The sequence below is a fragment of the Bacteroidota bacterium genome (genome assembly GCA_005882315.1).
In the GTDB taxonomy this organism is placed as follows: Bacteria; Bacteroidota; Bacteroidia; order Chitinophagales; family Chitinophagaceae; genus VBAR01.
On sequence record VBAR01000001.1, the window covers coordinates 1,778,237 to 1,803,351 of the forward strand.

General features: G+C 38.0%; 14 protein-coding genes and 1 pseudogene. 12 read left to right on the forward strand and 3 right to left on the reverse strand.

What is annotated here, in order from left to right:
* Window positions 1-317: 317 nt before the first annotated feature.
* The 3 genes from E6H07_07430 to fumC form a co-directional block, all read right to left on the reverse strand.
* Window positions 318-2,630 carry a T9SS type A sorting domain-containing protein gene (locus E6H07_07430; protein TMI65731.1) on the reverse strand — a complete coding sequence of 771 codons (2,313 nt, stop codon included), beginning with the start codon at window positions 2,628-2,630 and terminating at the stop codon, window positions 318-320.
* A 248-nt stretch (window positions 2,631-2,878) separates the two neighbouring features.
* Window positions 2,879-3,139 (reverse strand): hypothetical protein, encoded by a 261-nt coding sequence (locus E6H07_07435; protein TMI65732.1) that lies wholly within the window; start codon window positions 3,137-3,139, stop codon window positions 2,879-2,881.
* A 139-nt stretch (window positions 3,140-3,278) separates the two neighbouring features.
* Window positions 3,279-4,679: a class II fumarate hydratase gene (fumC, locus tag E6H07_07440; protein ID TMI65733.1), complete on the reverse strand. Its 1,401-nt coding sequence runs from the start codon at window positions 4,677-4,679 to the stop codon at window positions 3,279-3,281.
* A 131-nt stretch (window positions 4,680-4,810) separates the two neighbouring features.
* Here fumC and E6H07_07445 point away from each other — a divergent pair, with 131 nt between their 5' ends.
* The 12 genes and pseudogenes from E6H07_07445 (at window position 4,811) to E6H07_07500 (ending at window position 25,084) form a co-directional block, all read left to right on the forward strand.
* The gene (locus tag E6H07_07445; GenBank protein TMI65734.1) at window positions 4,811-5,626 is read left to right on the forward strand and encodes a metallophosphoesterase; all 816 of its coding nucleotides are present in this window, start codon (window positions 4,811-4,813) and stop codon (window positions 5,624-5,626) included.
* Window positions 5,627-5,629: 3 nt separating this feature from the next.
* Entirely contained in the window at window positions 5,630-7,816 is a 2,187-nt protein-coding gene (locus tag E6H07_07450; protein ID TMI65735.1) for a hypothetical protein, read from the forward strand.
* A gap of 9 nt (window positions 7,817-7,825) precedes the next feature.
* Window positions 7,826-8,911, forward strand: a complete 1,086-nt coding sequence (locus tag E6H07_07455) for an LTA synthase family protein (GenBank protein TMI65736.1) — start codon at window positions 7,826-7,828, stop codon at window positions 8,909-8,911.
* Between the two features lie 83 nt (window positions 8,912-8,994).
* A pseudogene (locus E6H07_07460) lies at window positions 8,995-11,079 on the forward strand (alpha-galactosidase).
* A 39-nt stretch (window positions 11,080-11,118) separates the two neighbouring features.
* Window positions 11,119-13,845, forward strand: a complete 2,727-nt coding sequence (locus E6H07_07465; GenBank protein TMI66492.1) for a DUF1549 domain-containing protein — start codon at window positions 11,119-11,121, stop codon at window positions 13,843-13,845.
* A 6-nt stretch (window positions 13,846-13,851) separates the two neighbouring features.
* Entirely contained in the window at window positions 13,852-15,360 is a 1,509-nt protein-coding gene (locus E6H07_07470; GenBank protein ID TMI65737.1) for a DUF1501 domain-containing protein, read from the forward strand.
* A gap of 5 nt (window positions 15,361-15,365) precedes the next feature.
* Complete coding sequence (locus tag E6H07_07475; protein ID TMI65738.1) at window positions 15,366-16,298, forward strand: TIM barrel protein; 933 nt, start codon at window positions 15,366-15,368, stop codon at window positions 16,296-16,298.
* A gap of 56 nt (window positions 16,299-16,354) precedes the next feature.
* Window positions 16,355-16,708, forward strand: coding sequence for a four helix bundle protein (locus E6H07_07480; GenBank protein ID TMI65739.1), 354 nt, complete (start codon window positions 16,355-16,357; stop codon window positions 16,706-16,708).
* A 46-nt stretch (window positions 16,709-16,754) separates the two neighbouring features.
* Window positions 16,755-18,176 (forward strand): hypothetical protein, encoded by a 1,422-nt coding sequence (locus E6H07_07485; GenBank protein TMI65740.1) that lies wholly within the window; start codon window positions 16,755-16,757, stop codon window positions 18,174-18,176.
* 20 nt (window positions 18,177-18,196) lie between these two features.
* Window positions 18,197-20,446 (forward strand): hypothetical protein, encoded by a 2,250-nt coding sequence (locus E6H07_07490; protein TMI65741.1) that lies wholly within the window; start codon window positions 18,197-18,199, stop codon window positions 20,444-20,446.
* A 275-nt stretch (window positions 20,447-20,721) separates the two neighbouring features.
* Entirely contained in the window at window positions 20,722-22,035 is a 1,314-nt protein-coding gene (locus E6H07_07495; protein ID TMI66493.1) for a glycoside hydrolase family 29 (alpha-L-fucosidase), read from the forward strand.
* Window positions 22,036-22,177: 142 nt separating this feature from the next.
* A complete protein-coding gene (locus tag E6H07_07500; protein TMI65742.1) occupies window positions 22,178-25,084 on the forward strand; it encodes a T9SS type A sorting domain-containing protein in 2,907 nt (968 codons plus the stop codon).
* Window positions 25,085-25,115 lie beyond the last annotated feature (31 nt).

Sequence of the window (25,115 nt, forward strand, 5' to 3'; positions counted from 1 at the left end):
AGGTACAGGATTTCAGTATATCAAATGTAATATCATGCCAAATGAATGGCAATCGTATTAATAGTTTACTTGCCGGTAATCGTGTAATAAACTGACGGGTGATTTTCCGGCGAAGCTTATACAGGTTTAAGTCTCATTATGCAAAAGAGTATTTACTATTGGATGAAATAGTGGAAAAGATCAGATTTGAGCAGGTAATCTTATCAATAGTATCTTTTACGAAATCATCTTGAAGAAACTCTTACTTACATTTAACCTGTTTTAAAAAAGAGTCGTATCAGAAACGATGTAGCTTTAGTATTTATAAAAACTGATAACTATTGTTTTATTAGTTTCTTGAAAATTACCTCTTCTTCTTTTTGCATATACATTATATAAGTACCCGGCCGCAGCGAAGAAGTGTTTGTAATTATTAAGCTATTATTTCCTTTTTGCAGGTTGAAGGTATTTTCCTTAACAACAATACCGCTGGGATTAATGAGTTTGACCTTCACAATACCGGGTTTATCTGTTACCACATCTACTGTCAGTTCATCATTAAACGGATTCAATGCAGATACAATATTAAAAGGTTCTTTACCTGCAAACAAGCGGATGATCTTCGAATACTTTATTCCGCCATTGCTGTTTCGGATTTTTATACGGTAAAAAGTCACTTCATTTATTTTATCTGCATCGGGCCATGAGTAACTGTTTATATCACCTGGACTTAGACTTGTGCTGTTCATTATACCTGCTGGTGTAAATAAATTATTGCCTGTACTTTTTTCGATTTCGTAACTGATATTGCCTTCTTCACCGGTAGCAGTCCATTTCAAAATCGCATAACCCTGTTCATTTATGGAACCTGTGAAATTTAACAGTTTCAAGTCTAGCACAATACCACACTCAATAACGTTCAGCGTTATGATATTTGATGGCTCAGTAAAACTGCATTTGACAGAAGAAATATTGGGAACTGTAGTGGCCACCACTACCCGGTACTTATCGCCATTATTCGAAATATTGGTTTGTGAAATAGGAACTGTGTAGGTTGTAACATATTCCCATGCTGATCCATTCCAATATGGCGAAGCCGGCCCGGAAGCCGGAGTTACATCCACCCAGGTAACACCACCATTCGTACTTCTCTGCCATTTGTAATAAGAATAATTATTAAAATAAGAACGAACGGTATCGCTTATTGTTAATGTATTACTGTCGCAAACGGTTGGGGTAAGTGAAGGAGAGTAAACCATGTTCGGTGAACAGGTAGCCACTGTAATATCATCGAGTGCCCAGTCATTACCACCACCACCGGATGCATTATTATTAAATTTCAAATTGATACTTGTATCCGAGGGCCCTGTTAAATAAGTAAATGCTTTTCTCACCCATTGAGAATTATAATTCAATTGCCCGGTTGAGAAATAATCTATACCATTAATTTCAAAGATGATACTAGGCTTCACACCTGATGAGTCACCGGTACCAGTAGGAATATAAAAAGGAGGTCCTGAAGTATTCGTAGCACCTTTACCATTAGAGTCACATCCACATTTGGAACAGATATTCCGCATCCAGCAACTAATCTCATAATAGGTATTGGGACAAAGATTGGATATTGTTTGTTGAAAGGCAGAGTCAATCCGGTAACTGGCATTTATTACCAGCATATAACCTGCATTGGAATTCGCTACCGTATCGGCAGCGGGATTTCCGGCAGTGGGTGATGCAGCCCCGGTATGATCACCTATAATATCCCACACACTAAATACCCGGTGAGAAGGTGATGAGTTATCAGGTTTTGGCCATGCATCACTTGTTGTATAGTTCGTTCTTGTTGATGTGTTGTTGGCAATACCATAATAATAGTCATTGGGAGTATTGGTGGTAAAAGGTGCAAAGGTATAGCTGAATGGAACGTTTGCAGATGTTCCCCTGTTTCTTGGTCGGCCGCTACCGAATGTTCCATTGAACTCTGTGCCTAATGCATTACCTCCAATTTTATTCTGACAGATACCATAATTTGGATAAACCATAACAAGGTTTGATGGGAAACCGGTTATAGTAATTGGATTCGTTCCAAGTTTATATGTTATTGAACCATTTCCCATATTGACGGTTGTTAAATAACCTGCGGTTACTCTTACCCGGTAAGAGCCAACCATAATACAACTGCTACCATAAAAAGAAGGTTTATGAGTATTTCTGATCCTGCCTCTTCGATATACAGTTGAAGGTGCGTCGGTTTGATCAAAACCAAGATTGATGCGGAGATTAGAACCAGTGATCCATCCTTCATCGTAAGGTGTGGCACCAAATTGTGCATCAGTAAACTGTTTATAAATTTTTCCTTCATTGGTGCGGACACATATGCTTCCAGGAATAAAGGCTGTACCTGTAGGTACTATATCAAAAAAAGCACAGCTATCAAAAAATCCCGTTCCTCTTACAATAAATGAAGCTCTTACTTCCAGTGTATCACCAGGGGTTACTGTGCCTCCATTTATTCCTTTGGAAAGATTAAAATAGCTTTTTCCAAAATCAATAGTTTGTGAAAACATATTGACAGTGAAAAAAATAAAAATGGAAATAAAGGAGATGCTATGTTTTGGTACAGTTGTTTTCATAAGCACGGATTTTCTCATCGTCTGACTTCGGCAGTCATTCAGAGATTAAAATTAAGCCTACAAAAACTTATACGAAATAGACATTCTACATGATTTTTTGCTGAAAATAGTAGTGCTTGTAATGTAATGTCTTCGCAACTCTCTTTAGTGTATCATACACTTGAATTAAGAAAAGCCCGATGGTACTTTTAGGAGATAAAAATAAACCGCCCCGGAGACGGGGCGGATTTTTGATTTATAATAGACGGTACGGAAAACAAGTTGGTTTATTCATAATTGCCATACCATCCATTCTTATTCTCATTCAGATCTTCATGTGTGTTGGATGGCTTTATTCTTGGTGTTGGCTTTACATTTTTTTTATAAGGATTCGTCATCGGGTGTACCCGTATGCGACCGATCGCTTTTGTTTTATTAGTAATATGTAAATCTGAATTTTCTGCAGCCGGATCGGGTGAAGAGTCAGTAACTGCTTTTAAGGGATAAGCCGAAAAATACAGTTTGGATTGTGCAGAAGGGTTTTTCATAACGGGCGGTTTGGTTTTAAAAGGATGATGGATTCAGGATGTTAAATTATAACATGGACTTTTATCCTGAAAGGGTTTAGGAAAACAAAAAGAGAAGAATCGTAATTCTTCTCTTCACCTTTATAGAAATAATACGGAGTTACGTAGTCTTACCAACCATATTTGCCGGTACCACCCATTCATCAAACTGCTCAGGAGTAACATAACCCAGTTTCACTGCCATCTCTTTCAACGTTGTTCCTTCCTTATGTGCCTTCTGTGCAATTTCTGCAGCTTTATAATAACCGATCTTTGTATTTAATGATGTAACCAGCATCAGGCTGTTATCAACATGTTTTTTAATATTAGCTTCAATTGGTTCAATACCCACAGCACATTTATCATTGAATGAAACGCAGCCATCACCGATCAACCTTGCACTATGCAGGAAATTATAGATCATTACCGGTTTAAAAACATTTAATTCAAAATGGCCGGTAGCGCCACCAATATTAATGGCTACATCATTTCCCATTACCTGTGCAGCGATCATTGAAAGAGCTTCACATTGTGTAGGGTTTACTTTTCCAGGCATTATGGATGAGCCCGGTTCATTATCAGGAATAAATAGTTCACCGATACCACTACGTGGACCACTTGATAACATGCGGATATCATTGGCGATCTTCATCAGGCTTACTGCAACAGTTTTTAATGCGCCATGTGATTCTACAATTGCATCATGAGCGGCCAATGCTTCAAATTTATTTTCGGCAGTAACAAATGGAAGCCCCGTAAGATTTGCAATATGCTTTGCTACATTCTCAGAATAGTTGGGTGGTGTATTAATTCCTGTACCTACTGCAGTACCGCCCAATGCTAACTCACTCAAATGCGCCAATGTATTTTTAATTGCTTTTAGCCCATGATTCAATTGTGATACATAGCCGCTGAATTCCTGGCCGAGAGTCAATGGCGTTGCATCCATGAAATGCGTACGGCCGATCTTCACCACATTCATAAACTGCTTGCTTTTTTCTGCCAGCGTATTCCTGAGTTTTTCAATACCGGGTATTGTTACTTCCAGTAATATTTTATAAGCTGCAATATGCATCGCTGTCGGAAATGTATCGTTAGATGATTGTGATTTGTTTACATCATCATTTGGATGCAGGAATTTTTCTTTATCAGTAAGCTTTCCGCCATTCATAACATGCCCGCGGTAAGCTATCACTTCATTTACATTCATATTGCTTTGTGTGCCGCTGCCTGTTTGCCATACTACCAACAGGAAAGAATCATCGAGTTTTCCATTCAATATTTCATCACATGCTTTGCCGATCAGGTCTGATTTTTCTTTTGGCAAAACACCGGCATCAAGATTAGTTAATGCAGCTGCTTTTTTGAGATAAGCGAATGCCCTGATAATTTCTTTTGGCATTTTATTGATATCCTGTGCAATTTTAAAATTATCGATACTCCGTTGGGTCTGTGCTCCATAATACGCATCGGCCGGCACCTTTACTTCCCCCATCGTGTCTTTTTCAATTCGGTATTCCATAAATCAGGTTTGTGTCTTAAAATGTTGCGGCGAAGGTACAAGCAAACCTTATTTCAGCATCCTGATTTTGGAAAGATTCTACCTGATTTTTGTTCATAACCCCTACTTTTAGAGCCGGTAAAACAATTGCTATGCTTCGCCGGAAATTTCTTAAACAAGGTTCTGCTGCGTTGCTGATACTGGGCAGCGGTAAAATCATACGCCTTTCAGATTCATATGAAGAATGGTTGAGTAAAAAGCCTGTTCTCCGTTTTGTCGTTGCTTCGGACGGGCATTACGGACAAAAGGATACAGAGTATGAAAAAGATTTTTTTAACCTCACAGAAAAAATAAATCAGTTGCATGCTGATAAACCATTTGAGTTTTGTGTTTTCAATGGTGATATAATTCATGATGATAAAAAATTGTTCCCTGAAGCAAAGAAGGCATTGGATAAACTTACTGTTAAGTATTATGTCAGCCAGGGCAATCATGATCATTGTACGGCTGATGAATGGCAGCAGATCTGGAATATGCCGGTAAATATTGATTTCACAGCTAAAAAGAATACCATATTAATTGGAACAACCGCTAATGAAGCCGGAACTTATTTGCCACCTGATGTTAAATGGTTTGCTGAAAAGCTGGAAGAACATAAAAAACAGCGCAATATTTTCATCTTTATTCATATCAACCCGGTGAAGCAGACAAAGAATGCGGTTGATAGTCCTGAGTTTCTTGCATTGCTTTCAAGGTATAAAAATGTAAGAGCTGTATTTAATGGACATGATCATGACATGGATGATATTAAAATGAAAGACAGTATTCCTTTTATATTTGATTCACATATTGGTGGCAACTGGGGAACAGGTTACAGGGGATTTAGAATTGTAGAGCTGAGAAAAGACAATAGTCTCTTTACATACATATTAAATCCATCCGAAAAATTGAATGAACAAACACTTTAACACATGAGAAAACTATTTTGTCTCACATTGATATCGATTGCTGTTTCAGCAAATGCACAAACTTACCAGCCAAATTGGGAATCGCTGGATAAAAGACCTACGCCACAATGGTTCAAAGATTCGAAATTCGGCATCTTTATTCATTGGGGAGTCTATGCAGTGCCGGGCTGGAGTACAAAGGGAAATTATGCAGAATGGTACCAACAAGGGTTGCAAACAACTGACAGTGCAAGAATGAAATTTCACAAAGCAAAGTTTGGTGAACGTACTTATTATGATCTAGCAAATGATTTCAAAGCCGAATTGTTTAATCCCGATGATTGGGCAAAAGTTTTCGAAAGATCGGGCGCAAAATATATTGTACTTACTTCAAAACATCATGATGGCTTTACTTTATGGCCTAATCAAAATGCAAATAATACATGGGGCTTTAAATGGAATGCAATGGATGTTGGGCCAAAAAGAGATCTGCTTGGTGATTTATTTAAAGCAGTAAGAAAGACTTCAGTTCGTGCAGGTATGTATTATTCGTTATACGAATGGTTCAATCCACTTTGGAAAAGCGATCCAAAAAAATATGCTGCTGAACATGTATGGCCGCAGATGAAAGAACTCATCAATAATTATCAACCTGATGTTTTCTGGACCGATGGTGATTGGGATGCGCCAGCAGAAACATGGAAGAGCCAGGAATTTTTAACATGGCTCTATAATGAGAGTCCTGTGAAAGAAAAAATAGTTGTGAATGACAGATGGGGTAGCGGTGTTCGTTTCAATCATGGTGGCATTTATACTCCGGAGTATCAACCCGATTTGGATTTTGAAGATCATGATTGGGAAGAAAGCCGCGGCATGGGATATAGTTATGGCTACAACAGGGAAGAAGATGCATGGGATTATAACTCTACACAATCACTCATTATTGCCTTAATTGATAAAGTAAGCCGTGGAGGAAATTTTTTATTGGACATAGGACCCGATGAGCATGGAAAAATTCCACCTATCATGCAGGATCGTTTGTTGCAGATGGGAGAGTGGATGAAAATAAACGGTGAAGCAATTTATAATACAAGAAGATGGAAAACACCTTTTCAATGGAGTGCTGGAAGAAGAGATTATAAAGGAACAAATGAACATATAACTGGTGACTGGAAAACCGGCGGAGATATTATGCTCAAGCTTACTATTGATCCTGATCCCGGTTATGCAGTAAAAGAGTTGTTCTTTACATATAACCCTAAAGAAAATAATTTGTATGCCATCTTTCCAAAATATCCCGATAACAAAAAACTTATTTTGAAAGATGTAACGCTGCCTGTCGGAACAAAGATCAGCTTTCTTTCTACCAAAGAAAACTTGTCATGGAAACAAAATGGGACAGATATTGAGATCAGTTTACCCGAATACAATCCCAATAAAATAAAATCATCTTATGCATACGCAATAAAGATCGAAAACTTCGGAAAGTTTGCATCGAAACCGGGGATAAAAACAGATTACTCTAAAGACCCCATGAAACCGACTGTTACAATGATTAGTGATGCAGGAACCATTATTTATTTTACAACTGATGGTTCGGAACCTTCACGCCAATCTGCAACTTACAAGGAGCCAGTCGTTATTCAAAAGTCAGTAACTATAAAAGCTGTTGCAATGGGTTTAACTGCGGCTGTTAATCCACCGATGGATAACAGCGATATTTTAAAAAGCTCTGCAAATACTATGTCGGTAAAAGTGTACGAGTGGAAAAAAGCGATGAATGTTTTAAAACCTGTGGCAGGGGTCAACTATAAATATTACGAACTATCAGGAGGAATTGATATGAATTCACTAAAAAATGGTTTTACTACAGCCGGTGTTACAGACCGAATCACATTATCAAAGAAAAGTCGTAAAGAAAAATTTGCTTTTGAATTCAATGGATTTATTAAGATCGATAAAGATGGCATCTATACTTTCTTTACTGATTCAGATGATGGAAGTATGCTTTATATTGATGACGAAGAAACAGTGAATAACGACGGCGATCATGGAAATGTAGAAAAAAGCGGTACTGCGGCATTAAAAAAAGGTTATCATAAAATAAAAGTTCAATATTTCGACAGTGGAGGTGGAAATTCGTTAAAAGTTTCAATGCAACAGCAAGGTGGAGTTAAACAGGAAATCCCCGCTGCATTATTATATCACTAAGATCTTAATATGAGAAAACTCATTATTGTTTTTCTTTTGATAATTGCTTTTAAAGCCCAATCGCAAAAGGCAGAGAACATAATTATCATTACAACGGATGGATTTCGCTGGCAGGAACTTTTTAAAGGGATGGATTCTGCTATTGCCAATAATTCAAAATACAACGAAGATGACAGTAGCGGGATTTTTGAAAAATATTGGGCGAATGATGAAATAGAAAGAAGAAAGAAGCTGATGCCTTTTTTTTGGAGTATCGTAAACAATAAGGGGCAGATATATGGCAACAGGCTCGCAGGCAATAAAGTGAACAATGCAAATCCCTTTAAATTTAGTTATCCCGGTTATAGCGAGATCATGACCGGCTTTGCAGATACAACTATTAATTCAAATAGCTTTCCACCAAATCCACATGTGACGGTTTTGGAATTTTTTAACCAACAACCAAAACTAAAAGGTAAAGTATCAGCTTTTGGAGCATGGAATGCTTTTGATAGAATACTAAATGAAGAACGCAGCGGCCTTCCTGTAATAAATGCATTTGATAAAACAGGAGGTAAAACTCCAACAGCCAATGAAAAACTGATCAATGCAATGCTGAAAGATTCTTACAAGCCATGGAATGAGGGTGAATGCCTTGATGTATTTACACATTATGCGGCTTATGAACATTTAAAAACAAGGAAACCAAAAGTGCTGTACATCTCTTATGGAGAAACAGACGAATGGGCACATAGTGGCAAATACCGATCCTACCTGGATGCTGCTCACCAGGTAGATGCATGGATCAGGCAAATTTGGGATTTTGTCCAGTCCGATCCGCAGTATAAAAATAAAACCGTTTTATTTATAACGACTGACCATGGACGTGGAGACAAAAATAAAAATGAGTGGACAGATCATGGAAAGGATGTGGCAGATGCATATGAGATCTGGTTTGCTGCGATGGGCACAGGTATTGCAGTTAAAGGAGAAATAAAAACACCAATGCAGTTATATCAAGATCAATTTGCACAAACTATTGCAAAGCTGTTGGGTTATACCTATAAGGCAAAACATCCTATTTCACCGGAAATAAAATCTGTTGTAGATAAATGAGAATACTGTTGCATTTTTTCTTCTTGTTATTCTTTATTGATATATCGGCGCAAAAAACCTGGTCGCTGAATAATTTATGGCCAACTGATTGGCTGGTAGACAAAGTAACAAGGAAGTCGCAGGCAATCTACTATGCCGATAAAAAAGAAATAACGCTTTATAATGGATTGGTGAAAAGAACTTTCCGGTTATTGCCTAACGCTGCCTGTATTGATTATAAAAATATGATCACCGGTCAGCAACTGCTTCGTGCTATTTCACCCGAAGCAAGATTAACTATTAACGAGAAAGAATATAAGGTTGGTGGATTACATGGTCAAAAAGAAAAAGCTTACCTGTTGCCCGAATGGGTGGATAGTTTTTCAAACAACGAAAACGATTTTCAGTATATCAACTATTCAATTGAAGATATTAAACCGTTTATAAATTTTAAGCAAACCATGTGGGCAACGAATAGCCAACAACCCACAGGTAAACATCTTATCTTTTGGTATCAATCTGCTCAACCAGCTTTAATGCATCTTGTTGTAAAAGTGCATTATGAAATTTATGACGGACTTCCATTAATTGTGAAATGGGTTTCACTAGAAAATCACAGTGACAAAACAATTAAGCTCGATAAAGTGGTGAACGAAATTCTGGCAACTGTTGAAGAGGAAAGTGCAGTAGTAGGTAAACCAGAACAGATGAAAACACAGGCTGGTCTTTATATTGAAACTAACTATGCATTTAACAATGCAATGCGTTACAGTATCAGCGACCAGACCACACACTGGAAAACAGATTCATCTTATACTTCACAGGTAAATTATAATTATGAAACACCCTGCATACTGGAAGTGTATCCTGATAAAGCACCGGGTGTTGAATTGAAACCCGGAGAAAATTTTACTTCGATACGCACTTATGAATTGCTGATGGATAGTTATGACAGGGAAAGAAGAGGATTGACGATGAGGAAAATGTACAGTACAATTGCTCCCTGGACAACGATGAACCCGATTTTTATGCATTTGGTAAGTAAGAATGATGAGGAAGTAAAAAATGCAGTTGACCAATGCGCTGCTACGGGATATGAAGCACTGATCCTAAGTTTCGGCAGTCATTTAAATATGGAAGATTCATCCGCAAAAAATATTCAGCGCTGGAAACAATTGGCGGATTATGCTCACGGAAAGGGGATAATGATCGGAGGCTATTCTTTATTCAGTTCAAGAAGAATCAGTGATGAGGACGATGTTATCAATCCCAAAACTGGAAAACCCGGTGGTGCATTTTTTGGTAATGCTCCCTGCTTTGGCAGTAAATGGGGTTTAGCTTATCGGGATAAAATAAAATACTTCTTTTCGCAAACTGGTTTTAATATCTGGGAGAACGATGGCCCTTATCCCGGCGATGTTTGTGCTTCTGTTGTTCACCCGGGTCACAAAGGCTTAGATGATTCGCAATGGAAACAAATGGAAATACAAAAGGAGCTATACAAATGGTTAAATGAAAAAGGAGTTTATATCAATGCACCGGATTGGTATTTTTTAGATGGCACACATAAAATTGCGATCGGTTACCGCGAAGTCAATTTTTCTTTATCAAGAGAACAGCAAAAAATTCTTAATAGACAAAACATATTTGATGGTACATGGGAAAAAACTCCATCGATGGGCTGGGGTTTTGTTCCACTGACAAGATACCAGGGCGGTGGTCCCGAAGCGATACTCGAACCATTGAGCGAACATTTGAAAGATTATGAGCAACTGATGATGCAATACTATGGTGCTGGCGTACAGGCTTGCTACCGGGGACCGAGATTATATGATACAGAAGAAACAAAACAAACAGTAATCAAGGTTATTAAATGGTATAAAAAATACAGGGAAATCTTAAACTCAGATATCATTCATTTAAGAAGGGCGGATGGAAGAGATTGGGATGGGTGGCTGCACGTAAACTCCGCGTTGAAGCAAAAAGGGCTGTTAATGCTATTTAACCCACTCAAAGAACAGATAAAAACAAAAATAAAATTGCCATTATACTATACCGGTTTAAAAAACTCGGCTATAGTGAGAATTGGCAATGGTCAGCCTATAACATACAAACTGAACCGGCAGTATGAAATTGAACTAGATCTTACATTAAATCCGGATAGTTATTTATGGGTAACCATCGAATAACAACGACGAATTTCTTTATCTTTAAAGGAACGATTAATGATGAGTTTTCCTCTTTCAAGAAAAAGTCTGGTGCTGGCAATTTTGTTGATTGCTGTTGCTGCTGTTATTTATTTTTCATTTACACGTTCGTCAAAGATCGATTTCAATTCACAGGTAAAACCCATTTTTAATAATAAATGCATTACCTGCCATGGCGGGGTAAGGGCAAAAGCAGATTTCAGTTTATTATTCAGGGAAGATGCTATGAAGCCTGCAAAATCGGGCAAGTATCCTATTGTGCCGGGTAAACCGGATGAAAGTGAAATGATAAAAAGGATCACGAACCATGATCCTGATGAAAGAATGCCTTATAAACATGAGCCACTTTCGCAACATGAAATAAAGATTTTAAGGCAATGGATAAAACAGGGAGCAAACTGGGGTGAACATTGGGCTTATATACCTGTAAAAGAAACAGAAGTTCCTTCAAGCAGTAATAAATGGATCAGGAATGATATCGATCAGTTTATTTATAAAAGACTAAAGGAAGAAAAATTATCTCCATCTGATGAGGCGGATAAAGCAACATTATTGAGAAGAACCAGCCTTGATCTTACCGGCCTTCCACCAACTGATGTTATTGCTCAAAAATTCCTTAACGATAATTCAGACAAAGCATATGAAAATTTAGTTGATGATTTACTCGCATCACCTGGTTATGGCGAAAGATGGACATCACTCTGGCTCGACCTTGCCCGTTATGCAGATACAAAGGGTTATGAAAAAGACCAGGGACGTAATATCTGGAAATACCGTGACTGGGTTATCAGGGCTTTTAATGAAGACAAACCTTACAATGATTTTTTAATTGAGCAACTCGCAGGCGATTTGATGCCAAACCCTGATGATGCAAAATATATTGCTACAGCTTTTCATCGTAACACAATGACCAATGATGAAGGTGGTACTGATAATGAAGAGTTCAGAACTGCTGCAGTACTTGACAGGGTAAATACAACATGGAGTGCTTTACTCGGTACAACATTTAATTGTGTGCAATGCCACAGTCATCCTTACGATCCTTTTAAGCACGAAGAGTATTATAAGTTTATGGCATTTTTTAATAACAGTCGTGATGAAGATACGGAAGCTGATTATCCCGGGTTACGCCAATATAATAATGGCGATAGTTTAAAACTGTTACAACTAATCGAATGGATAAAAAGTAATAGTTCAGCAGAAGAAAGTAAAAAGTATTATACATTTCTTAAAACATGGCAGCCTGTAATCAATGCTTACCATTGCGATGAGTATATAAATGGGGCATTACTGGGCAGCGTTGCGGCACTCCGAAAAAATGGGACCTGCCGGTTACCAAATGTAATGTTGGATAGTAAAGAGCAACTTATGTTTCGTCTCTTGAGTTTGTATGACGGTGGTAAATGGTTTATTTATCTTGACAGTTTAAATGGACAATTATTAAAAGTAATTCCGCTTACAAAAGGGGAATGGAAGATGGCAGCTACTGATATTCCGCAAACTAAAGGAAAACATAATTTGTATTTTAAATATGTCAACCCAACTATAAAAACAGAAAATGAAACAGGTGTGATGTTTGAATGGTTCCAGTTCGATAAAAATTTTCCCGGCAAAGAAAAGCCGGGATATGATTCTGCCTATAAACATTTTTACGATTTAATGTATGCAAAGGTGGAAACAACACCTGTGATGGTTGAAAGCAACAATGAATTATCGAGAACATCGCATGTATTTGAAAGAGGTAACTGGATGGTGAAAGGAGATGAAGTAACTCCCGATGTACCACATGTGATGAACCCTTTTCCTGCTAATGCACCAAAAAACAGGTTGGGGATGGCGATTTGGTTAACGGATAAAAAAAATCCATTGGTAGCAAGAACAATGGTAAATCGTTTATGGGAACAGCTGTTTGGTTTTGGTTTGGCAGAAACACTGGAAGATATGGGCACACAGGGTATTCCTCCTATACATAAAGAGTTGCTGGATCATTTATCCTGGAAATTCATGAATGATTTTAACTGGAGCATAAAAAAATTATTAAAAGAAATTGTTTTATCAGCAACATACAGGCAGGATTCAAAAACCAATGATGAATTAAATGACAAAGATCCTTACAATAAATTATATGCAAGAGGTCTGCGGATAAGATTATCTGCCGAACAATTAAGGGATCAGGGTCTGGCTGTAAGTAATTTATTAAGTAAAAAAATGTATGGAAAAAGTGTAATGCCATTTCAACCGGACGGAATATGGCGGTCACCTTATAATCACAGTCAATGGACGTTAAGCAGCGGCGAAGATCAAAACAGAAGAGCTGTTTATACCTATTGGAAAAGAAGTGCACCTTATCCATCCATGATAAGTTTTGATGGCGGCACGAGAGAAGTTTGCTTAACAAAAAGAGTAAGAACGAATACGCCATTACAGGCTTTAACTTCTTTGAATGATTCAACCTATATTGTAATGGCAAGACAATTTGCTTTCAGGATGCAGGAACTGGGTGGTAGCACCATTCAGAAACAAATACAAAAAGGATATGAAGCAATGATGTACAGAAATATTTCGCCAACAAAACTGGATGCACTTGTCGAGTTGTATAATAAATCAATCAGTAAATTTAAAAATGATAAGGATGCAGTTTGTGAAATGATGGGAGCCATGTATAAAAATAATAATGCTGAAACCGCCGCATTGGTAGTGGTTGCGAATGCAATGATGAACCTTGATGAGTGGGTAAATAAAAATTAAATGTGAATGACGCAAAAAGAATTACATAATCAACGATTATTAAAAGAGGCAGAACAAACAACACTGCATCATTATACCCGTCGTCATTTTTTAAAAGAAAGCGCAATGGGTTTGGGTGGACTTGCACTCGGATCTTTATTGGCCGGTTGTGGCAGTGGTTCATCATCTTCGGCTAATAATTTATTTGATCCTGCTAATCCATTAACGCCAAGACCGCCAATGTTTCCGGGCAAAGCCAAATCAGTTATTTATATACATATGGCGGGTGCACCGTCGCAGTTGGAATTATTTAGTTACAAACCAGAGTTGTCGAAATTAGATGGACAAGATTGCCCACCATCATTACTGGAAGGAAAAAAATTTGCATTTATCCGCGGTATTCCAAAAATGCTGGGGCCGCAAGCTGTATTCAGGCAGCATGGACAAAGTGGAATATGGTTATCGGATAACTTACCTCATCTGTCAACCGTCATTGATGATATGGCAATTTTAAATGCAGTAACTACCGATCAATTCAATCATGCACCTGCACAATTATTAATGCATACCGGTGCACCAAGACAGGGAAGGCCAAGCATAGGTTCATGGGTAACATATGGGTTAGGTTCAGAAAATAAAAATTTACCAGGCTTTGTTGTGTTGACATCTGGAGGAAATAATCCTGATGCAGGTAAAAGTGTTTGGGGCAGTGGATTTTTACCGAGTGTATACCAGGGTGTGCAATGCCGCGGTGAAGGCGACCCGGTTTTATTTATTAAAGACCCTGGTGGTATGGATAGAGATCTCCGCAAAGCATCCATTGATGCTATCAATAAAATAAACAAAGAAGAATACGAAGAATATAAGGACCCTGAAATTCTTTCACGCATTGCACAATATGAAATGGCGTATAAGATGCAGATATCTGTACCGGAAGTAATGAATATAAATGATGAGCCGCAATATATTCATGAGATGTATGGTACTAAACCGGGTGAAGCAAGTTTCTCCAATAATGTTTTGCTTGCAAGAAAATTGGTAGAGAAAGGTGTAAGATTTGTTCAGTTGTTTGATTGGGGTTGGGATGCACATGGAGATTCTGCTGTTAATGCAGTGGATATTGGTTTGGTAAATAAATGCCGTAAAGTAGATAAGCCGATTACTGCACTGATACAGGATTTAAAACAACGTGGATTGTTGGATGAAACACTGGTGATTTGGGGCGCAGAGTTTGGCAGAACACCAATGCAGGAAAACCGTGAAGGAAAATTAATGCCATTTAAAGGAAGGGATCATCATGGCGAAGCATTTAGTATGTGGATGGCAGGTGGTGGAATAAAAGGGGGAACCACTTACGGTGAAACAGATGAGATTGGTTATAGTATTGTAAACGGAAAAACAGAAGCCTTCGATATACAGGCAACCATATTAAATCAACTGGGATTTGATCATGAAAAATTCACTTATCAATCGCAGGGCAGGCCATTCAGGTTGACGGATGTGAGTGGAAAAGTAATAACGGATATTTTAGCATAGAACCAATGAAACATAACAGAAGAAAATTTATTAAAACATCAGCAGCGGGTTCAGCTGCTTTGTTTTTATCGTCAATGGAAACATTTTCTCAAACACACAAACCACCTTTTGCCATGAATAAAAATTATGAGTTAAAAATCATGGCAACTAACTGGGGCTTTCGTGGTACACTGGATGAGTTTTGTGCCAAAGCAAAAAAAGAGGGATATGACGGAATAGAAGCATGGTGGCAGGGAGATGAAAAAAAGTCACAGGAACTCTTTGCTGTGCTAAAAAATTATGGATTAGAAATTGGTTTTCTCTGTGGGGTCGCACAAACTAATCCGCAGGAACACCTTGATGCATACAAAAAAATGATCGATGCGGCTGCTAAACAAAATATTCAGCGGCCATTATATATCAATAATCATTCGGGCAGAGATCATTTTAGTTTTGACGATAATAAAAAATTTATTGAACATACCAATGCACTGGTTAAAGAAACAGGAATTACGATTTGCCATGAAACACACCGTAGCAGAATTATGTTTGCTGCGCATGTTACCAGGAAGTATATGGAAACATTTCCTGATTTGAAACTTACACTTGATATATCACACTGGTGCAATGTGCATGAAAGTCTACTGGCTGATCAGAAAGAAACAGTTGATATGGCCCTGGAAAGAACAGAACATATTCATGCAAGAATTGGTCACCCTGAAGGGCCGCAGGTAAATGATCCCCGTGCACCTGAATGGGAAAGTGTAGTAAAACAGCATTTTGACTGGTGGGATAAAGTAGTAGAGAGAAAAAAGAAGAATGGAGAACGAATGACATTCCTCACCGAATTCGGACCACCGGATTATATGCCAACGATGGCATACACAAGACAACCGCTAAGTGATCAGTGGGCAATTAATGTACATATGATGAACCTGCTGAAAGAAAGGTATAAATAGCTTAGGGCTGCGAGCCAAGAGCTTCGAGACAACTATTAACCATAAATACTTTAATTATGAGAAATTTTAAGCAGCTTAAAATTTGGCAAAAGGGTTTTGAAATTGCTGTACAGTCTTTTAAACTAACGAGCTCTTTTCCAAAAGAAGAAAAATTTGGAATCACTTCACAAATTACAAGAGCAGCTGTTTCGATCCCGTCAAATATTGCAGAAGGAAGTAGCAGAAGTAGTGAAAAAGATTATAATCGATTTTTAGAAATTTCATTAGGTTCTTCTTTCGAGTTGGAAACGCAATTGTTAATTTCCGGAGCTGCTAAATATGGTGATACTGATTTGAGGGATTTAATTCTGAAAAGTGTTGACGAAGAACAGAAAATGATTATGAGTTTTATGAATACATTAAATAAATAAACCAATTAAGTCTCATAGCTCATGGCTCATAGCTTAAATAAATTAAATGGGTAGTACTTCTTTGCTCAATATCGTTGAATTTATCGGCCACTTTCACCCCGTACTGGTTCATTTACCGATCGGTGTTTTATTAATAGCTGCATTATTTCAATTGCTTTCACGAAAAGAAAAATTGCAATCATTACATGTTGCTGTTGGTATTGCTTTATTCTGGGGAATGATCAGTGCCATAGTTTCCTGCATTAGTGGATTTCTTTTATCAAGGTCAGATGATTATGATGAATCACTTATCAGTAGACATCAGTGGTTTGGAATCTCTGTGGCTGTCAGCTCAATCATTGCATATTATTTAAGTAGAAAGAACAGTGCCTATACAAAGTGGGTAATGGCATTGATGACATTACTTATTATAATTACAGGACATCTTGGAGGTTCTATTACACATGGATCAGACTATCTCACCAAAGCATTTTCTTCAGGTAACGAAAGCAATAGCGAGGCAAAAAGAAAACCGATACCTGATGTACAGCAGGCTATGGTTTATGCTGATGTAATAAAACCAATACTTGAAAGCAGGTGTTACGGATGTCATGGACCTAATAAACAAAAGGGAAAACTCCGTTTGGATGAACCGGATTTTATTTTGAAAGGAGGCAAGGATGGAAAAATAATTATTGCAGGTAAAGCAGATGAAAGCAATTTGATTGAACGGATTTTTTTACCGAAAGAAAACGAAGACCATATGCCACCAAAAGAAAAAGCACAACTAACCAGGCAGGATTTGGATCTGCTGCACTGGTGGGTAAGCAGCGGGGCTGATTTTAATAAAAAAGTAAGTGAACTTCCTCAAACAAATAAAATAAAACCAGTATTACTCGCTTTGCAATCCGGTGAAGTAAAAGAAGAGATAAACCTTTCAGATATTCCGGAGAAGAAAGTTGAAGAAGCTAACGAAGTGGCAGTTAAAAAATTAAAAGATCGCGGAGTTGCCATTATCCCTGTTGTACAAAACAGTAATTATCTCTCCGCAAATTTTGTCGCGGTTGATTCTGTTACTGAAAATGATTTGCAATTGTTGGAGCAGTTAAAAAAACAATTGCTGTGGCTAAAACTTGGTGGCAAAAAGATTTCGGATAAGAACCTTGCTGTAATATCAAAATTATCCTCGCTTACACGATTGCATCTTGAAAGAACAGGAGTGACAGATAAAGGCATGGCGCAAATAAAAAGTTTATCACAGTTACAGTATATCAATCTCGTTGGAACAGGTGTAACAGCAAAAGGATTGGAAGAACTGAAGGAATTAAAAAATCTAAAACAAATTTTTATCTATCAAACCGCTATTACAAGTAATGAGTTGATGAACCTGAAAAAAATATTTCCCGAAGCTCACATCGACACTGGTGGGTATAAAGTACCCATACTTGTATCTGATACGACGGAAAAGAAAGCAGAGCCGAAGTATTAACAACCCCTAATTAATAATTGATGAAGATTTTCTTTTTAATATTTATTCTTGCTTTTTCTGTCAATTTATTTTCACAACCCAAACCACAGCACAACTTAAAATTTGATTCTCTTGCTAAAAGATGGGATGAAGCTATTCCATTGGGAAATGGATGGTTGGGGGCATTGATCTGGCAAAAGGGAGATAAACTTCGATTATCACTCGACAGGGTTGATCTATGGGATGACCGTCCCATGCCAGAGATCGATAAACTGAAATTCAGATGGGTGGTGGAGAAAGTAAAACTGAATCAGTACGATTCTGTACAGAAGATAGGAGATGAGCCTTATGAAAAATACCCGGCACCCACAAAAATTCCTGGAGCGGCAATTGAGTTTGATCTAAAAAAAATTGGCAAGGTAATTTCAAACGAGCTGGATATTAAAAATGGATTGAGTGTAATAAAATTTGACAATGGAGTTGTGTTTAATAATTATATACATGCTATAAACCAGGTCGGGTATTTTGGTTTTGAAAACCTGAAAGAAGAAATGATCCCTGAATTAATGATACCCAATTATAATTCAGACGAACCCGGCAGTATTGGCAATAGTGTAGCAGGGCAGGGGTTGGAAAAATTAGGATACAAAAAAGGAACTGTTGTAAAGGCACAGAACAGTATCCGTTATCATCAGCCGACATGGAATGAAAATTATTATGAAGTTTTGGTACAATGGTACAGCTTGCCCGGAAATAGAATAATTGGTCAATGGACAATTACTAATAACAAAACGGCTGCTTTAGCAAAACCAAATTTCAAATTAAAAGAACCTACCAACTGGCCAACACATGAAAAATGGTGGAATGATTACTGGGGCCGGTCATCTGTTTCAATTCCTGATTCAATTTTGGAAAGACAGTATTACCTGGAGATGTACAAATTTGGTTGTGTAGCAAGAGGCGACACACCACCTATTTCTTTGCAGGCTATCTGGACAGCAGATAATGGAAACCTGCCGCCGTGGAAAGGAGATTTTCATCATGATTTGAATACACAACTAAGTTACTGGCCGGGCTATGCAAGTAATCATCTCGATTTAACTGCTGGCTATACCAACTGGTTATGGAAAGTGAAAGATGAAAACAAAAGGTGGACAAAACAATATTTTGAATTGGATGGATTAAATGTACCCGGAGTTTCTACTATTAGCGGCAAACCAATGGGAGGGTGGATACAATATTCAATGAGTCCAACAACATCAGCATGGTTGGCACAGCATTTTTACTGGCAGGCAATGTATAGTATGAACAAGAAATTCATTGATCAGACCGAAGAATACTTATGGAATGTTTATTTGTTTAATGAGCAATTCTTAGGCCTAAAAAATCGGGATACAACTTTTATCCCTTTAAGCTCAAGTCCTGAGTATTACGATAATTCTATAAAAGCATGGTTCCGGCAAATAACCAATTATGATAAAGCTTTGATTAGATCATTAAGACCACAATATGTTCAAATAAGAGAAGTGCAGGATAAGAAGCGATTACTCCTTTTTGATACTCACGATAATATTGATTTGATGCCGGAATTTGACATAAACGAAACCGGCCTCACCGTTGCACCGGGGCAAAACCTTGATGAATCACATCGTCATCTTTCACCTTATATGGCTATTCACCCATTAGGTATGCTGAATGTGGAGGACCCGAAAGAAAAAGATATCATTGATAAGTCTCTCCGCTGGATTGAAAAGAAAGGAACAAGAAACTGGTGTGGCTATTCTTTTAGCTGGATGGGCTGTATGTATGCAAGAGCAAAAGAGGGTGATAATGCAGCGGATATGCTGAAAAAATTTGCCACCAATTTTGTTTCGTCAAATAGTTTTCACCTGAATGGAGATCAAAAAGGAGGGCAATATTCGGACTTTACCTACCGCCCATTTACACTGGAAGGAAATTTTGCATTTGCACAGGGCATACATGAAATACTTCTACAAAGTCATCAAGGATTTATTGAGATATTGCCGGCGGCTCCAAAAGATTGGCACAATATTTCATTTAAAACATTGAGAACCGAAGGTGCTTTTCTTATTTCAGCTAAAAAAGAGAATGGTGTAGTCACAGAACTCATTATTAAGAGTGAGGCAGGTGGTGATTTATTCGTAAAACTACCATTTAAAACATGGCTTGTAAAGGGAGCAAAAAGAAATGACATTAAAATTGAAAATGGCATCGCCCAGATTAGGACGATAAAAGGACAAATCATTATTTTTACAAACGCCTTCGAATAAGTTGAAACGGTTTTAGTAGCTACCATTAAATGAATAACTCTATGCTTCCCAGGTTTTGGTTATGTGCCCTTAATGAAAACAATGCTTCCTTGTTGCTGAAAAGAATTCCTTCAGTACAAGTGTGCGACGCAAGGGACGACAATAGTAGAAATGCAGTTAAATACACAACTAATCTTCTTTGTTCAATAATCTTCTTTTCCCTTTTTATTTTTCCCTTTTCACATTCATTTGCTCAGCAGGCAAAACCTACACGCCAACAAATTCAATGGCATGAAATGGAATATTACCTCTTCATGCATTTCGGACCCAATACATTTACAGATAAAGAGTGGGGACATGGTGATGAGCCGGAAGATGTATTTAATCCAACTGAACTCGATTGCCGACAGTGGGCAAGAATTGCAAAAGCTGCAGGTGCAAAAGGAATTATCATAACTGCAAAACATCATGATGGATTTTGTTTGTGGCCGAGTAAGTACTCAACACATACCGTTCGTGAGAGTAAATGGAAGAATGGACAAGGCGATGTGCTGCGTGATCTGTCAAAAGCATGCCGTGAGTTTGGTCTGAAGTTCGGTGTTTATATTTCGCCATGGGATCGAAACAATCCGAAGTATGGAACAGATGAATACAATGATGTGTACGTAAATACAATGACTGAAGTAGTAAAAAGTTATGGACCTGTTTTTGAAATGTGGTGGGATGGCGCCAATGGTGAAGGGCCAAATGGCAAGAAACAAGTATATGATTTTCGCCGCTTTGAAAATACGATAAGAAAAATTGCACCGAACGCAATTGTGTTTTCTGATATCGGCCCTGATGTTCGTTGGGTTGGTAATGAAGATGGTATTGCTGGTAAAACAAACTGGAATTATATAGATACTGCTGGTTTTACAAGAGGTGCAGGTGGTCCTTCACAAAAAGTTTTGAATACAGGAATTGAAACTGGCAAACAATGGATCCCGGCAGAATGTGATGTGAGTATTCGCCCGGGTTGGTTTTATCATGCAGAAGAGGATAGTAAAGTAAAAACAGGAGAGCAGTTATTTGACCTGTATTTGAAAAGTGTAGGACGCGGCTCTAACTTATTACTGAATGTACCGCCGGACAGAAGAGGACTCATCAATGAAAATGATTCTGCAGCGTTGATGGCTTTCAAAAAATTGCGTGACGAAAGTTTTAAAGATAATCTTGCCAAAACGGCGAAAGCCTATTGGGAATTTTCAATGGATAATCTGCCCAATAAAGAATTGATCATCAGGGAATTTAAATCAAACAGCGGAGAGGCTTACTCTACTAATGTGTTGCAGTTTACTGTTGAGTTTGATGCGGTAAAAAAGATCAATTGCATCGGTTTGTATGAATACTTGCATAATGGCCAAACGATTCGTAATTTCAGAATTGAATTGTTTAATGGCAAAAAGAATGTAGGTGCTGTAAATGGCACTACAGTTGGAAGAAAACGTTTGCTGACCTTTCCTGCCACAGAAGTCAGTTCATTTAAAGTATATATGGATGATAAGAATGGTGGCGATAACATCAGGGCTGTAACAGCCTATCTCCTTGATGAAAAGCTGGTTGAGAAATAATCCTCCTGAGAATTACTACTCCTTGTTTAACCAATTATGAATTATCCACAGGTATTTATTAATTAAGTACAGGTGGGTGAATTTTTAATTTGCTATTCTACTTACTTTTAAAAGATAATCTTTAAACCTAAACAAAACTTTTATGAGAAAAGGACTATTGCTTACACTCCTATTGGCAATGATTAGTTCGGTAGCGTTTTCACAGGCGGATCAATACTGGTCACCAAACAGCGAAAACAAAAATGCTATTCCTACCGACAAAGCTGTAGCAAGAGTGTCGTATCCAAAAGAGTTTAAATTATTTAATTTAAATGCTGCCCCTTTCAGACAGAAATTATTTTCTGTTCTTGATAAACAAACACGACCATCAACAATTATTTCCCTGCCAAATGCTGTGGGTAATCTTGAACAATTTGAAATATTTGAAGCGTCAAATTTTGAACCAGCATTGCAAGCTCAATTCCCTGAAATAAGAGCTTATTCAGGCAGAGGTATTACTGATAAATTCGCTACTGTAAAATTGAGCATATCGCCTCAAGGAATGCAATCAATGGTTTTCAGAACTGGCAGAAATAATGAATTTATTGAGCCCTATTCGCAGGATCATACTGTTTATTCTGTTTATAGTTCTCATAGGGATAAGGGACAATTGCCATGGACTTGCAGCACTGTTGATCAGCAAATGAATGCTGAAATAAAATCGGGCATTGGTGCTGCTGACCTAACCGGCAGTTCTAACGGAACATTAAAAACGATGCGTTTGGCTCAATCCTGTAACGGAGAATATTCCAACTATTTTGGTGCTACGAGTTCTGCACAGGTAGATTTGGTTTTAGCTGCTTTTAATGCAACGCTTACCCGTTGTAATGGTGTTTACGAAAAAGATCTGGCATTACATCTTAATCTTATTGCAAATACGACAGCAGTTATTTATTACAATCCATCAACAGATCCGTATACAACATTATCAAGTTGGAATAATCAATTACAATCAACCTTAACTGCGAATATTGGGGAAGCCAATTATGATATCGGTCATATGTTTGGCGCTTCCGGCGGTGGTGGAAATGCTGGCTGTATTGGTTGTGTATGTGTGAACGGCTCAAAAGGAAGAGGTATTACTTCACCTGCTGACGGAATTCCACAAGGAGATAATTTTGATATAGACTATGTAGCACATGAAGTAGGACATCAATTAGGAGGTAATCATACTTTTTCACATAGTTTGGAAGGTACAGGTGTAAATAAAGAAGTAGGCTCAGGCATTACCATTATGGGTTATGCAGGAATTACATCTTATGATGTAGCAAAACATTCTATTGATATTTTTCATGAGACTAGTATCGCCCAGATACAAGCTAACCTGGCTAACAAAACCTGCCCGGTATCAGTAGTAATGACAGCTAATACGGCACCAGTTGTTGCAGCTGTCAGCAATTATACAATTCCTATCAGCACTCCGTTTGCATTAACTGCTTCTGCGACTGATGGTGAGAATGATCCATTAACTTATTGCTGGGAACAAAATGATAATGCCACAACATCCGGATCAGGTAGTGTTGCGTCACCAACAAAAGCTACAGGTCCAAATTGGTTATCATTTCCAGCTACTCCATCGGGGACAAGATTGTTTCCAAGATTATCAACCATCCTGGCTGGTTTAAACGTAACTCCTACTTTAGGTGGTGATGCAGCAGCAAACACTGAAGCATTAAGCTCTGTTTCAAGAACCTTAAACTTCAGGGTAACAGTAAGAGATAATAGTCCTTATGTTGCAGGATCGACAATTGGGCAAACTGGATTTACGGATGCTGTAGTTACTGTTACCAATACTTCTGGCCCATTTGCAGTCACATCTCCAAATACAAATATTACATGGAGTGCTGGCGGAAATGCAACAGTAACCTGGAGTGTAAATAACACAACGGCTGCACCGGTTAGTTGCGCTACAGTGAATATTCTTTTATCTACCGATGGCGGTAATACATTCTCAATATTAGCATCGGGCATAGCAAATGATGGTTCAGAGCTTGTAGCTGTACCCAACACACCGGGTGGAACTAACCGCATAAAAGTTGAAGCAGTTGGAAATATTTTCTTTGATATCTCTAACACCAACTTCACCATTGGTACACCGGCTGCTTGTGGAGATCCAACTGGTTTGAATGAAACAGCTGTCACTACAAACAGCGCTACTATTAATTGGAATACTGTTAGTGGCGCATTGAACTATGATGTAGATTATAAGGCCGCATCAAGTGGCACATGGATAAATGTGGCGACAGCCACAACTTTGCTTTCTGCAAATCTCAGCAGTTTATCAGCTGCTACTATTTATGATTGGAGAGTAAGAGCCAATTGTTCTGGCGGTTCGGGAAATTATATTGCTGAACAGTTTACGACTGGCTCAACTGGAGGAGGTGTTTGCCCCGGCATATATGACGTAAGCACAAATGGAACAACAGGAGGCGCCCTTCAGATCCCATTCAATACAGATATTAAAGGAACTATTTCGGCAAGAGGGGATAATGATCATTACAAATTTGTAATTGGAACGGGTGGTTCGATCATTCTGTCATTAACAACATTGCCTGACAACTATCAATTATCATTACTTAACAGCAGCAGTACTGCATTGGTTACTTCACAAAATAACGGAACAGCTAATGAAATAATCAACACGACTCTTGGTGCAGGTACTTACTATGCAAGGGTATTCCCGAAAGGAAATGCAAGTGATGCAAGTTCATGTTACACACTAAATGTTGGAGGTGGTACAGCCTCAAGGGGCGATGGCAGTGATCTAATTACTTCTGCAAGGGTAAATATTTTTCCTAACCCGGCTGGAAGCAAACTGAATGTTTCGATTGATGATTTACAATCAAACGCAACATTGCAGGTATATAATGTAATGGGTAAAATGGTGATGCAGCAACAGACAAATAAAATGATCACTGAAATAAATATTGCAAAACTGCCTGCTGGTATTTATATGTTGAATATTAATAACGGCAGTGAGGTTAGAAGTGTAAAGTTTGTGAAGGAATAAATTTTGCAATAGTTAAAAATAAAGGCTGTCC

Excerpts from the sequence above, each read along its gene's own strand:
- fumC (TMI65733.1), bottom strand. The coding sequence starts at position 4,679 with ATGGAATACCGAATTGAAAAAGACACGATGGGGGAAGTAAAGGTGCCG.
- E6H07_07490 (TMI65741.1), top strand. The coding sequence starts at position 18,197 with ATGAAGATTTTCTTTTTAATATTTATTCTTGCTTTTTCTGTCAATTTA.
- E6H07_07450 (TMI65735.1), top strand. The coding sequence starts at position 5,630 with ATGAGAAAACTATTTTGTCTCACATTGATATCGATTGCTGTTTCAGCA.
- E6H07_07470 (TMI65737.1), top strand. The coding sequence starts at position 13,852 with ATGACGCAAAAAGAATTACATAATCAACGATTATTAAAAGAGGCAGAA.
- E6H07_07485 (TMI65740.1), top strand. The coding sequence starts at position 16,755 with ATGGGTAGTACTTCTTTGCTCAATATCGTTGAATTTATCGGCCACTTT.
- E6H07_07495 (TMI66493.1), top strand. The coding sequence starts at position 20,722 with ATGGAATATTACCTCTTCATGCATTTCGGACCCAATACATTTACAGAT.
- E6H07_07430 (TMI65731.1), bottom strand. The coding sequence starts at position 2,630 with ATGAGAAAATCCGTGCTTATGAAAACAACTGTACCAAAACATAGCATC.
- E6H07_07435 (TMI65732.1), bottom strand. The coding sequence starts at position 3,139 with ATGAAAAACCCTTCTGCACAATCCAAACTGTATTTTTCGGCTTATCCC.
- E6H07_07480 (TMI65739.1), top strand. The coding sequence starts at position 16,355 with ATGAGAAATTTTAAGCAGCTTAAAATTTGGCAAAAGGGTTTTGAAATT.
- E6H07_07500 (TMI65742.1), top strand. The coding sequence starts at position 22,178 with ATGAGAAAAGGACTATTGCTTACACTCCTATTGGCAATGATTAGTTCG.
- E6H07_07455 (TMI65736.1), top strand. The coding sequence starts at position 7,826 with ATGAGAAAACTCATTATTGTTTTTCTTTTGATAATTGCTTTTAAAGCC.
- E6H07_07465 (TMI66492.1), top strand. The coding sequence starts at position 11,119 with ATGAGTTTTCCTCTTTCAAGAAAAAGTCTGGTGCTGGCAATTTTGTTG.
- E6H07_07445 (TMI65734.1), top strand. The coding sequence starts at position 4,811 with ATGCTTCGCCGGAAATTTCTTAAACAAGGTTCTGCTGCGTTGCTGATA.
- E6H07_07475 (TMI65738.1), top strand. The coding sequence starts at position 15,366 with ATGAAACATAACAGAAGAAAATTTATTAAAACATCAGCAGCGGGTTCA.